12 protein-coding genes are annotated in these 12,829 nt (G+C 54.0%); 6 read left to right on the top strand and 6 right to left on the bottom strand.

Translation table 11 applies throughout. The features are described from left to right. Nucleotides 1–139 precede the first annotated feature (139 nt). From dacA to lipA, 5 genes are all read left to right on the top strand, one after another. On the top strand, nucleotides 140–1,351 hold the full coding sequence (gene dacA / locus KXR87_RS03340) for a D-alanyl-D-alanine carboxypeptidase DacA (protein WP_437431027.1): 1,212 nt from the start codon (nucleotides 140–142) through the stop codon (nucleotides 1,349–1,351). Nucleotides 1,352–1,453: 102 nt separating this feature from the next. After that, entirely contained in the window at nucleotides 1,454–1,717 is a 264-nt protein-coding gene (gene ybeD / locus KXR87_RS03335; protein ID WP_017455881.1) for a DUF493 family protein YbeD, read from the top strand. Nucleotides 1,718–1,804: 87 nt separating this feature from the next. Next, entirely contained in the window at nucleotides 1,805–2,446 is a 642-nt protein-coding gene (gene lipB / locus KXR87_RS03330; RefSeq protein WP_437430853.1) for a lipoyl(octanoyl) transferase LipB, read from the top strand. A gap of 302 nt (nucleotides 2,447–2,748) precedes the next feature. Further along, nucleotides 2,749–3,702 carry a YbeF family transcriptional regulator gene (locus KXR87_RS03325; RefSeq protein WP_437430852.1) on the top strand — a complete coding sequence of 318 codons (954 nt, stop codon included), beginning with the start codon at nucleotides 2,749–2,751 and terminating at the stop codon, nucleotides 3,700–3,702. A 209-nt stretch (nucleotides 3,703–3,911) separates the two neighbouring features. After that, nucleotides 3,912–4,877 carry a lipoyl synthase gene (gene lipA, locus KXR87_RS03320; RefSeq protein ID WP_437430851.1) on the top strand — a complete coding sequence of 322 codons (966 nt, stop codon included), beginning with the start codon at nucleotides 3,912–3,914 and terminating at the stop codon, nucleotides 4,875–4,877. 73 nt (nucleotides 4,878–4,950) lie between these two features. On the opposite strand, the gene tatE is transcribed toward lipA, so the two are convergent. Next, on the bottom strand, nucleotides 4,951–5,151 hold the full coding sequence (gene tatE / locus KXR87_RS03315) for a twin-arginine translocase subunit TatE (protein ID WP_437430850.1): 201 nt from the start codon (nucleotides 5,149–5,151) through the stop codon (nucleotides 4,951–4,953). A 125-nt stretch (nucleotides 5,152–5,276) separates the two neighbouring features. Further along, the gene (locus KXR87_RS03310; protein ID WP_437430849.1) at nucleotides 5,277–6,065 is read right to left on the bottom strand and encodes a deaminated glutathione amidase; all 789 of its coding nucleotides are present in this window, start codon (nucleotides 6,063–6,065) and stop codon (nucleotides 5,277–5,279) included. A gap of 90 nt (nucleotides 6,066–6,155) precedes the next feature. On the opposite strand from KXR87_RS03310, the gene crcB reads away from it, so the two are divergent. After that, on the top strand, nucleotides 6,156–6,539 hold the full coding sequence (gene crcB, locus KXR87_RS03305) for a fluoride efflux transporter CrcB (protein ID WP_437430848.1): 384 nt from the start codon (nucleotides 6,156–6,158) through the stop codon (nucleotides 6,537–6,539). 54 nt (nucleotides 6,540–6,593) lie between these two features. Here the strand turns inward: crcB and cspE are convergent, their stop codons facing one another. The 4 genes from cspE to KXR87_RS03285 all read right to left on the bottom strand — a co-directional run bounded on the left by cspE (nucleotide 6,594) and on the right by KXR87_RS03285 (nucleotide 12,827). Further along, nucleotides 6,594–6,803, bottom strand: coding sequence for a transcription antiterminator/RNA stability regulator CspE (cspE, locus tag KXR87_RS03300; protein WP_004100146.1), 210 nt, complete (start codon nucleotides 6,801–6,803; stop codon nucleotides 6,594–6,596). A gap of 206 nt (nucleotides 6,804–7,009) precedes the next feature. Next, nucleotides 7,010–10,129 (bottom strand): efflux RND transporter permease subunit, encoded by a 3,120-nt coding sequence (locus tag KXR87_RS03295; protein WP_437430847.1) that lies wholly within the window; start codon nucleotides 10,127–10,129, stop codon nucleotides 7,010–7,012. After that, the gene (locus KXR87_RS03290; protein ID WP_437430846.1) at nucleotides 10,126–11,574 is read right to left on the bottom strand and encodes an efflux RND transporter periplasmic adaptor subunit; all 1,449 of its coding nucleotides are present in this window, start codon (nucleotides 11,572–11,574) and stop codon (nucleotides 10,126–10,128) included. Before KXR87_RS03290 ends, KXR87_RS03295 begins: the two co-directional genes overlap by 4 nt. Then, nucleotides 11,571–12,827, bottom strand: coding sequence for a TolC family protein (locus KXR87_RS03285; RefSeq protein ID WP_437430845.1), 1,257 nt, complete (start codon nucleotides 12,825–12,827; stop codon nucleotides 11,571–11,573). Before KXR87_RS03285 ends, KXR87_RS03290 begins: the two co-directional genes overlap by 4 nt. Between the last annotated feature and the right edge of the window lie 2 nt (nucleotides 12,828–12,829).

Here is a 12,829-nt window from a genome sequence, read left to right as displayed (position 1 = left end):
GCATCCGACACGCTTTTGACATTGTCAAGATACGTAAACCGCATTAACAAATCATGCGGAAAGTCGGATGCCTCCCCCTATAGCTTTTGCTATAGTAAGGCACTTTTTTAACTCCATCACGGATGTCGTTGTTCAGACCATGAAGACCACTTTCTCCGCTCGATTCGTACAGCGCCTGGCGCTCACCACGGCACTGACCGCCGCCACTCTCGGGGCCGCACATGCCGACGACCTGAACATTAAAACCATGATTCCCGGTGCGCCGCAAATTGACGCTGAATCCTGGATCCTTATTGATTACAACTCAGGTAAGGTGCTGGCAGAACAGAACGCCGACGCCCGTCGCGATCCGGCCAGCCTGACTAAAATGATGACCAGCTACGTTATCGGTCAGGCAATGAAAGCGGGTAAGTTTAAAGAGACAGACCTGGTGACCATCGGCAACGACGCATGGGCAACGGGTAACCCGGTTTTCCGTGGCTCTTCCCTGATGTTCCTGAAGCCGGGCATGCAGGTGCCAGTTTCCCAGCTTATCCGTGGTATCAACCTGCAATCGGGTAACGATGCCTGCGTGGCCATGGCGGACTATGTTGCCGGAAGTCAGGATGCGTTTGTTGGCCTGATGAATAACTACGTGAATGCGCTGGGTCTGAAAAATTCCCACTTCCAGACCGTGCACGGCCTGGATGCAGAAGGTCAGTACAGCTCCGCTCGCGACATGGCGCTGATTGGCCAGGCGCTGGTTCGCGATGTGCCGAACGAATACACCATTTATAAAGAAAAAGAGTTCACCTTTAACGGCATCCGTCAGACCAACCGTAACGGTCTGCTCTGGGACAACAGCCTGAACGTTGATGGCATCAAAACCGGTCACACCGATAAAGCAGGCTACAACCTGGTTGCGTCGGCAACCGAAGGTCAGATGCGTCTGATCTCTGCGGTGATGGGTGGCAGAACCTTTAAGGGCCGCGAGACAGAGAGCAAAAAACTGCTGACCTGGGGCTTCCGTTTCTTTGAAACCGTGAGTCCTATCAAAGCCGGTAAAGAGTTTGCTTCTGAGCCAGCCTGGTTTGGCGACAGCGATCGCGCATCATTAGGTGTCGATAAAGATGTGTACCTGACCATCCCGCGTGGTCGCATGAAAGACCTGAAAGCCAGCTACGTGCTGACTACCAGCGAGCTGCATGCGCCGCTGCAGAAAAACCAGGTCGTCGGTACCATTAACTTCCAGTTGGACGGTAAAACCGTAGAGCAGCGCCCTCTGGTGGTGTTGCAGGAGATTCAGGAAGGTAATTTCTTTGGTAAAATCATTGATTACATCAAACTGATGTTCCACCACTGGTTCGGCTAAAGATTGCCCACTTGAAAGTGTGATCTTCGTCCCCATATACTTAGCATCTCAAAAAACTCCTGCCCCGCTGGCAGGAGTTATTATTTTTACGCCGGAGCTGACATGAAAACCAATCTTAAAGAACTGCTTGAATTCCCAACGCCCTTTACTTACAAAGTGATGGGTCTGGCGAAACCAGAGCTGGTTGATCTGGTGGTCGAAGTGGTACAGCGCCATGCGCCCGGTGATTACTCTCCACAGGTAAAACCGAGCAGCAAAGGCAATTACCACTCGGTATCCATCACCATCAATGCAACGCATATAGAACAGGTTGAAACGCTTTACGAAGAACTTGGTAACATCGAAATCGTTCGTATGGTTCTGTAATGCCCAGGGTGTTATCCGGCTCGCGCTGGGTAACACCTTTCTCTGTGATATACTCCCCGCACCCTTTCTTCTCCCGGAGATGTTGTTTTGTCTCAGGATACAATCCTAATCCGTAATCTGGGCCTGCAGCCCTACGATCCCGTTTCCCGGGCAATGCATGACTTTACCGATACCCGCACCGATACAACCCAGGATGAAATCTGGCTGGTTGAACATCACCCTGTTTTTACCCAGGGGCAAGCGGGGAAAGCCGAACACGTTCTGGCCGCCGGCGATATTCCGGTTGTACAGAGCGATCGTGGCGGGCAGGTCACCTATCACGGGCCCGGTCAGCAAATCCTGTATGTACTGATTGATCTTAAGCGTCGCAAACTTGGGGTTCGGGATTTAGTGACCTTACTTGAACAAACCGTCGTTAACACTCTGGCCAGCGTCGGTATTGAAGCCTATCCGCGCGCCGACGCACCTGGCGTTTACGTGCAGGGTAAAAAGATTTGTTCATTGGGTTTACGCATTCGTAAAGGCTGCTCGTTCCACGGGCTGGCGCTCAACATCGACATGGATCTCGCCCCCTTCTTACGTATTAACCCATGTGGTTATGCCGGAATGGAAATGACGCAAGTGACCCATTATCAGCCAACTGTTAACATGGATAGCATCAGGCCAGTATTGTTGGATAATCTTTTAGCCCTGCTAAACTATCCACCACATATATATACTGACGCTTAATATATGATGTTTCCCGGCCTGCATTCCGTCAGGCCGCTATTTATTCACACGTCTAATCTTTACTTTTGAAAATATATTTTCTATTTTCATTTGCTTTATCCTGTCTGGCATATTTCTTAGGACAAGAACATTTGTGCTACGTCGAATCGTCGTTGATAAGATTAAATTTAGACAGTGTATGGAGCATCTTCCTGAAAAACATCCATAATGGTGGTATGCGATGGACTGGCACATTCCAAAATTCGTCACCACAAAATAAATTCAACTATCATTCGTTATGGGAATGATTACGGAGCACAAGCGTGGATTATAATAACCCGTCGGAACAGCGAATAACGGAACGCCCCGAAGAAGACAAGCCGCAAATCTTCCGAACGTTGCGCAATATCGACCTCAATTTATTGACTATTTTCGAGGCGGTATATGTGCAAAAAGGGATAGTAAATGCAGCGAAAGTGCTTAACCTCACACCTTCTGCCATTAGTCAGTCCATTCAGAAACTGCGGACCATATTTCCGGATCCGCTATTTATCAGGAAGGGCCAGGGCGTCACACCCACCGCCTATGCCTCCCATCTGCATGAGTATATTAGCCAGGGGCTGGAGTCCATTCTCGGCGCACTGGATTTAACGGGCAGTTATGACAAACAGCGTACCATTACGATTGGTACACCTCCCTCTCTCGGCGCTATTGTCATTCCTGTCATCTGGAAAGCCATTAAAGAAGCTGCGCCACATTTACTGATGCGCAATATTCCTATCCACGATGCGGAAAATCAGCTAAGCCAGTTTCAGACCGATCTCATCATTGATACGCACATTCCCACGACCAGGACGCTTAACCACCATGCGCTCTACACGGACCGGTTAATGCTGGTATGCAGGCAAGGTCATCCCTGCCTGCATGCGCCCATCAATGAAGATGTGCTTCAGCATTACGACCACACGCTTTTAATGATGGAAGGTCAAAACCTGAGTAGCTTACGTCAACGGGTGCAGGATCTTTTTCCTGAGCGCCAGGTAAGTTTTAGCAGTTACAACATGTTTACTATTGCTGCACTCATCGGTAACAGTGATATGCTCGGGTTAATGCCAACCAGACTGTTTAAATTATTCAGTGCTTGCTGGCCTTTAGCAGAAATCGAGTTTCCACCGGTCAGCAATGAAAGACTTGATATTTCACTGTATTACAATAAGTTGAGCTTACGAGACCCTGTACTGGAAAATGTGATCAACGTTATTCGACGCGCGTTCTAATTACCCATCCAGCCTGGCAAAACGGCTAATGCTCACTGGGCATTTGGCACAAAACAACAACTATTTTACAATTTGCCCTGTTGTCAGGCTGCTTTCCGCCCCTCATCAATGATATACTGCACGCCGTGAATTCAAAAATAGTTGATAAATACAACGTTCCCTTGAATTGAATCACTTACTTCGTTATCCGCAACTGGAACACGCACGCTATGAGTAAACCCATTGTGATGGAACGCGGTGTTAAGTACCGCGATGCCGATAAAATGGCTCTTATCCCGGTTAAAAACGTGGCAACAGAGCGCGAAGCCCTGTTGAGAAAACCGGAATGGATGAAAATAAAACTTCCGGCTGACTCTTCCCGTATTCAGGGTATCAAAGCCGCCATGCGTAAAAACGGGCTGCATTCTGTTTGCGAAGAGGCGTCCTGCCCTAACCTTGCTGAGTGTTTCAACCACGGTACGGCAACCTTTATGATTCTGGGTGCCATTTGTACGCGCCGTTGTCCGTTCTGCGATGTCGCACACGGCCGCCCCGTGGCACCGGATGCCAACGAGCCTGGCAAACTGGCGCAAACTATCGCTGATATGGCTTTGCGCTATGTGGTCATCACCTCCGTTGACCGCGATGATTTGCGTGATGGTGGCGCTCAGCATTTTGCCGATTGTATTACCGCGATTCGTGAGAAAACCCCTTCCATCAAAATCGAGACGCTGGTCCCTGACTTCCGTGGTCGTATGGATCGCGCGCTGGATATTCTTACGGCAACGCCGCCCGACGTGTTTAACCACAATCTGGAAAACGTTCCGCGTGTCTATCGTCAGGTACGACCGGGGGCGGATTACAACTGGTCACTGAAGCTGCTTGAGCGCTTTAAAGAAGCCCATCCTCACATTCCGACCAAATCGGGTCTGATGGTAGGCTTAGGCGAAACCAATGCGGAAATCGTGGACGTCATGCGCGATCTGCGACGTCATGGTGTGACCATGCTGACGCTGGGCCAGTATCTACAGCCAAGCCGCCACCATTTGCCCGTGCAGCGTTACGTCAGCCCGGAAGAGTTTGATGAGATGAAAGAAGAAGCACTGGCGATGGGCTTTACCCACGCTGCATGTGGTCCGTTTGTCCGCTCTTCTTATCATGCCGACCTGCAGGCAAAAGGCATTGAAGTAAAATAATGGTGTAACATCCCATTACACTTGAGATAAAAAAACCGGCCTGTATGCCGGTTTTTTTTCGTGTCGGGAAGCATCACTCTTTATGAGAGAGCTTTTCCGCCGTGACGTCATCCGTGCTCTTCCTGGCAGTGGTGTCATCATCGTTCATCGCTTTTTTAAAGCCCTTGATGGCCGTGCCCAGATCGCCACCCAGCGTACGCAGTTTTTTGGTACCAAACAGCAGAATGACCAGCGCGGCCACGACCAGTAGCTTGGTAATACTAATTTCACCCATAGATACCTTCTTTCATATAACACAGCGTAAAGCGCCATTATACCCGGACGTTATTAACGGTCATCCGGCGCGCGCACACAATAGCAATCTGTAACGAGATGAATCAAGCATTGTTTAAAAAAACATCACTTGAGAACGGGTATGGTAAAACGACGGTTGCGCAAAACAGGCAGAGCGTCACGCACCTCTGTCAGGCGGGTTTGGGTTACGTCAGCAAAAATAAGCTGCGGTAATTCTGCCGCCGCCGCTAAAGTCACACCCAGTGGATCGATAATCCGGCTCTGACCAATGTTTTTGTTGCCGCACTCACCTGATGCCACCACATAACTGGTGGTATCTAACGCCCGCGCAGCCAGGAGTGTTGCCCAGTGGTGCTCTTTGAGCGGACCACGAACCCAGGCCGCAGGCAATATCAGCATTTCTGCACCCTGGAGTGCCAGCGCCATTGCCAGCTCAGGAAAGCGTACATCATAGCAGGTCATCAGCCCCACTTTCATACCGGCTACGTCAATAAGCGGAGCAATGTCATCACCGGCGTCTACTCTTGCGGACTCCTGCATGTTAAACGCGTCATACAAGTGCAGCTTGGCGTACTGGGCGATAATGTTGCCTTCCCGAAGCACCACCAGGGTATTGATTGCACGCCCCTCAGTTGACGGGACGTGAATGGTAAGAATAGTCGTCAGGGTATTCCTGCGGCTCTCATGCAAAAGATGTTGCATGAACTCGCCATCCAGCGGCTGCGCCGACTTCACTGACAGGTACGGATCGCTATCATCGCGTGCCAGTACTGCCTCCGGCAAGACCAGCAAGGCTGCATCCTGGTGCGCGGCGCGCGCCATCATCTCTACACAGATGCTGGCGTTAACACGCCAGTCCGGGGTTACAACAAACTGACCAGCAGCAACAATCATCTTTTCTTCTCCTGAAGGTGCCGACATAGTCAGAGAACCGGTTCGGCGTTACACTCGTCACTCTCTTAATTCAAATAGCAGGATTTCCCGGTGTTACAACTCCTTTTGGCCGTTTTTATTGGTGGTGGGACAGGCAGCGTCGCGCGCTGGGCACTCAGCATGAAACTAAATCCCGCGCACCATGCCATTCCCATTGGCACGCTGACGGCAAATCTGGTCGGCGCGTTTATTATTGGCCTGGGGCTGGCCTGGTTCAATCGAATGCCGCAAATCGACCCCGTATGGAAATTATTGTTGACAACGGGGTTTTGCGGTGGACTCACGACATTTTCGACCTTTTCAGCCGAAGTCGTTTTTCTTCTACAGGAAGGTCGTGCGGGCTGGGCGCTGTTAAACATTGCGGTCAATCTGTTAGGATCGTTTGCAATGACTGCCCTCGCGTTCTGGCTTGTCACCAGCGCTAACGCGAATTGAAGGCAAAAAAAACCCGCTTCTCAGCGGGTTTTGAAATTCTGTCTTATTGCTAACTTAGATAGGCATCACGTTAGCAGCAGAAGGACCTTTGGCACCGTTAGTGATTTCGAACTCTACACGCTGACCTTCAGCCAGAGTTTTGAAACCATTGCTCTGGATTGCAGAGAAGTGTACGAACACGTCTTTGCTGCCATCTTCCGGAGTAATGAAACCGAATCCTTTGGATTCATTAAACCACTTAACGTTACCTTTAATCTTAGACATCAATATTACCTTTACATGAAAAACGACACAAATGCTGTGTCGAGTAACAGTACAACAATTGTAGAGACTTTTGTCCAGTCGTTATTCATCAAAAAGTGATAAATGTCGCGAAGTTTATTCGAATCTGCTGTTTGTCCCGTGTTTTATCGGTTGGTCAATAAATGCTCGCACTCACCGCCGCGCCCGGTAACAGGACGCGGCAGATTTTAGCCCCGTCGATGTATCAGTTCATAGACCGCCGGGATAACAAATAAAGAGAGCAGCGGTGCGGTGATCATCCCACCAATCATGGGTGCAGCAATCCGACTCATCACTTCAGCGCCGCTACCGCCCCCCCACATGATGGGCAGCAGCCCGGCCATAATGGTCGCCACCGTCATCACTTTAGGTCGCACACGTAGCACCGCCCCCTCATGGATCGCGCGACGCAACATGGTGTGTCCGCCATCGGGCTCCTGGCGGCGGTATTTCTCCAGCGCGTGGTTTAGATAGAGCACCATAATGACACCAAATTCCGCCGCCACGCCTGCAAGCGCAATAAATCCTACCGCGCCTGCAACCGATAAGTTGTAGTCCAGAAACCATAACAGCCACACGCCCCCAATCAACGCAAAAGGGAGCGTCCCCATGATCAATAATGCGTCAGAGACTCGCCTGATGGTGATGAACAGCAACACAAAAATAATCAACAGGGTGACAGGTATTACCACCTTCAGCGTTGCACTTGCACGCTCAAGATACTCATACTGGCCTGACCAGGAGAGCGTAACCCCCGGTGGCAGCGCCACCTCTCTGGCCACACGCTGCTGCATGTCATCCACGGCGGATTTTAAATCCCGCCCACGCAGATCCACATAGATCCAGTTTGATAAACGGGCATTTTCGCTTTTCAGCATCGGTGGCCCCTCGTTGACCACCACTTGCGCCAGGTCGCCCAGCGCCACCTGACTGCCGTTTTCGGTGATCACCGGTAACGCACGCAGATCGTCAACGTTTGCGCGCAGCTCTCGCGGGTAGCGAATGTTGATCGGGAAGCGCTCGCGCCCCTGCAATACTTCTCCGACATTTTCCCCGCCTACCAGAGTAGCCACCAGCGACTGTAACTCGTTAACCGACACCCCGTAACGCGCCGCCTGCTGACGATCAATAATGATATCGATATAGCGTCCTCCGGCAAGACGCTCGGCCAGTGCGGAGGTGACGCCGGGTACGTTTTTCACCACCTGTTCAATCTGCTGCGCCACGCGTTCGATGTCCGCAATATTACTCCCGTTCACTTTAATCCCGACCGGGCTTTTGATGCCTGTCGCCAGCATGTCGAGCCGGTTGCGGATTGGCGGCACCCAGACATTGGCAATACCGGGAATACTTACGGTTTTGTCCAGTTCATCCACCAGCTTATCCGGGGTCATACCGGGTCGCCACTGGTCACGAGGCTTAAACCTGATGGTGGTTTCGAGCATCGTTAACGGCGCAGGGTCTGTCGCACTCTCCGCCCTTCCTGCTTTGCCAAACACGCTTTCCACTTCCGGCACGGTTTTGATCAGACGATCGGTCTGCTGAAGCAGCCGCGCAGCTTCGCGCGCAGAAATACCCGGCAGGGTTGAGGGCATATACAACAGATCCCCTTCATTGAGTGGCGGCATAAACTCACTGCCGAGACGGCTCAGCGGCCATAAGGTGGCCAGCAACAACAGCAGAGCGAGGGCCAGTGTCACTTTCGGCCAGCGCAGCACGCGTTCCAGCGCAGGTTCATACAGACGAATCAGAAAGCGATTAATCGGGTTCGCTTTTTCATCAGGAATCTGTCCCCGGATAAACACCCCCATCAGTACCGGCACCAGCGTAATACCCAGCCCTGCCGCAACGGCCATAGCCCAGGTCTTGGTAAACGCCAGCGGAGAGAACATTCGTCCTTCCTGGGCCTGAAGCGAAAACACGGGAATAAACGACAGGGTTATGATAAGCAGGCTACAGAACAGGGCCGGGCCAACCTCCACCGCCGCCTGTTCGGACAAGCGCCAGTAGTCACCTGAGGTCAGTTCGCGGTCAGGGTTATCATGCCGCCACTGTTCAATCACCTTGTGCATGTTTTCGATCATAACGATTGCCGCATCGACCATGGCGCCTACTGCGATCGCGATCCCGCCCAGTGACATGATGTTGGCGTTGATCCCCTGGTAATGCATCACAATAAACGCCCCCAGGATGCCAAGCGGCAGAGAGACCATCGCCACCAGCGCCGAGCGAAAGTGGAACAAAAACAGGCTGCACACCACAGCCACCACAATGAACTCCTCAATCAGCTTGTGCGTAAGGGTTTCAACGGCATGCCCGATGAGTGTTGACCGATCGTACACCGGCACAATCTCGACCCCGGCTGGCAGCGTTTTCTCTACTGCCTGAAGTTTCTCTTTTACAGCGTGGATAGTCTTCAGCGCATTTTTGCCATAGCGCATGACGATAATGCCCCCTGCCACCTCCCCTTCTCCGTTATATTCGGCCACGCCACGGCGCAGCTCAGGGCCAGTACGCACGCTGGCGACATCCGAAAGCATCACCGGCACGCCGTTGCGACTGGTAATCACCACCTGGCGAAAATCTTCAAGCGACCTGAGATAGCCCGTGGTACGAACCATGAACTCCGCCTCTCCCCTCTCTATAAGCGCGCCGCCGCTCTCCTGATTGGCGGCCTTTACGGCGGTAATCAACTGCTCATGGGTGATATTCAGCGCCCGCATCTTTGCCGGATCGGGAATGATTTGGTACTGACGCACCATACCGCCGACGCTTGCCACCTCCGCCACATCCGGTACCGTTTTAAGTTCAAACTTCAGCGTCCAGTCCTGTAACGCACGCAGATCGGCAAGGTTATGTTTACCGCTTCGGTCAACCAGCACGTATTCATAGATCCACCCCACACCGGTGGCATCCGGCCCCAGCGCGACGTTAACCCCCGCCGGGAGGGTTGACTGGATTTGACTGAGATTCTCAAGCACCCGGGAGCGCGCCCAGTAGAGATCGGTATCATCCTCAAACAGAACATAAATGTAGGCGTCACCAAACATGGAGTAGCCCCGCACCGTTTTCGCCCCCGGAACTGACAGCATCGCGGTCGTCAGAGGGTAGGTCACCTGGTTTTCGATAAGCTGCGGCGCTTTACCCGGATAGCTGGCACGAACGATCACCTGCACGTCAGAGAGATCCGGCAGCGCATCCAGCGGGGCGCGTTGCACCGACCAGATACCCCACCCGGTTAGCACAAGCGCGGCGAGCAAGATGAGAAGACGGTTACGCAACGAGGCACGAATAATGTCGGCAATCATTTCATTTCCCCTTCATTTGCCATCAGATGGGTGATCACCGCACCGTTTTCATCATCAAGGGTGAAGCTGAACATTACCGGCTGACCGACCTTAATCTCCGGCTGTGGCTTTGTGAGCACGAAATCCATGGTCATCGCACCCCACTTCAGCGCCGGAACAGGCTGATGCGCCAGCGTCACTGAACCCTTGTCGATGGCTTCCACCACGCCGGTGCTCTCATACTCATGGGCCTTCTTCTCAACCGGCGTGTCGGGCAGCGCGCTGCGCAGGCTGGCCTCGGAATCAATCAGGAATTGACCGGAGGTGACCACGTCATCCCCCTCTGCCAGACCGGAGAGCACTTCGCTCCAGCCGCGCGACGTTCTGCCGATGGTCACCTCCACCGCCCGGAACTGCCCCTCACCTGATGCCAGCAGCACACGGTTTGCCGTGCCGGTGGCAATTAAGGCCTCTTCAGGAATGGTCAGTACCGCAGGCTGTCTGGCGTTCTCCGGCTGAGACACGGTCAGGAACATGCCCGGTTTCAGCTTTTGCCGGGGATTTTCGAGCACAATTCGCGCCCTGAGCGTCCGGGTCGTGGTGTCCATTTGTGGTAATAGCTCACTCACCCGCCCGTGAAACTGTTCACCCGGCCAGCTTGCCGCGCTCGCAACAATCTCATCGCCCAGGGTAAGGGCTCGGGCCTCGGTTTGTGGGTAATCTACCACCAGCCAGACCGGGTCGAGGCTTGCCAGTTCAAACAGCGTTTGCGTGGCGGCGACCTGCGCGCCCTCGCGGGTATCAAGGTTGACCACATACCCGTTCCGTTCAGCGCGCAGAGTCAGGCGGGTCTGTGGCTTACCGCTGCGCTCCACTGCCTGAACAATCGACGCGGGCATAAACTGCAGGGCCAGTCTCTCACGGGCTGCACGGGTCAACGCCTCGTCGCCCAACTGACGAACGGCCAGATACTCCTGCTGGGCTGCCGTCCACTGCGGGATCCACAGTTGTGCCAGCGGCTCCCCTTTTTCCACCCACTGCTGCGCTGCACGCACATACAGCTTCTCCACCACTCCGGCCGCCGGAGAAGGCACCGTCTGAAGACCGCGCTCATCGGTGGTGACGGTCGCAAACGCTGAAAATGCCGGAGCCAGCATACGTTTTTCCACCTTCGCAGTGGTCATCCCCAGGTTCTGTTGCTGGCGCGCGCTGACGATGACGCCTCCGTTATCTTGCGCTTCGTCGGCATAGCGGGCGACCAGGGGCATATCCATAAAGGGTGATTTCCCCGGCTTATCGAAACGCTGCCCTGGCACCATTGGATCGTACCAGTACAGCACCTTACGCCCGGCCGGTGGTGGAGAAGAGGGTTCATCTGTCGTCGACGAATGCTGACGTCCCGGGCCATAACCCACCCCTGCAGCCAGACTGGCGGCCATTAATATCGCTAAAAGCGTTTTTTTCATTGCGCCAGCGCCTCGGGAATCAACCAGTTAATGGCGGCCCAGCTGCGGGCCATCTCTTTTTCCGCCGACAGCAGAGCCAGTTCACCATCGAGTACGGCCCGACGCGCTTCCAGCAACTCAGGCAACTGACTTTGCCCGCTGCGATACTGTGCTGCCATCAGGGATGCCCGCTGACGAATCCGTGGCAACACGTTGTCCTTCTGCCGGGACCAGAGCGTCCGCGCGGCGTTGTACTGCGCAACAAGCGATTGCACCTGCGCCAGATGTTCACGCGCAATCAGGGCCAGCTGATCGTTCGCCTGCATCGTGCGGGAGAGGTCTGCGGCGTGGTCTTTATCCTGACGCCTTGAGGTGAACAGCGGCAGGTCGACGGTCACCATCACGCCCGCCATGTCTTCATAGCCCTCAGCGCGGCGGCCATACCAGACCTCGACTTCCACATCCGGGATGGCAGCAATCGCCGACTGGGCTGAACGTGCTCTGGCGCTGTTGGCGTCACTGACCGCGGCCACCATTTCCGGGTGGCGGGCAACCCCACTCTCCAGGGTGCGCTCATCAGCAGGCAAGCGTTGATAGCGCGGCAGAGCTCCCCCGGTAGCGGTGACCGGTTGCCCGGTGAGCTGCCTTAATCGAGCCTGAGCAAGCTCAACATCACGTTCGGCGAGGGTCACTTTATCCTGCATCCCGCTGAGGCCAATCTGAAAGACGAGGACGCTGTCAGGGGTTGCATTGCCCGCGGCAACGCTGGCTTTTTGCGCCCCCTGTTGCGCCGTGGTTTCGGCGAGCAGCCTGCGTGTGATGTCCAGTGCGCGTGTCGAAAGCGCCAGATCAAGCCAGGCCTGAGCGGCATCACGCTGAAGCGCCGCGCGGGTCACGGCGGACCTGGCGTTAGCGCTCTGCGCTTCTGCCAGCAGCGTATCGGCTTTGCGCTCCCGCTTTTCTGCGCTGACGTATTGCTGCATTACGCCAACCCGCTGCATGGTCATGCCTTCACGGGTAAGACGGCGATCGTTACTGCCCTGTACGGGAAGGTTTTCAATCCCAAATTTCAGCTTCGGGTCGGGGAGCTGGCGTGCGGAAGTTGCCATGGCATCCAGCGCATGGACTTCATTGCGACTGGCAGAGAGCTGTGCCGAGTAGCGTTCTGTGGCGAAAAGGGTTTGTGCCAGCGTGAATGACTCCGCCTGTGCGGCGGAGCACATCAGACCCAGCACCACCCCACTCAGCCGCAGGCTCAGTGAGAATCGTTTCATAG

It is taken from the genome of Yokenella regensburgei, assembly GCF_051486985.1.
In the GTDB taxonomy this organism is placed as follows: domain Bacteria; phylum Pseudomonadota; class Gammaproteobacteria; order Enterobacterales; family Enterobacteriaceae; genus CBFFRJ01.
Note: the sequence above shows the minus strand (reverse complement) of the source record. Positions and strands in the feature narration are given on the sequence as shown.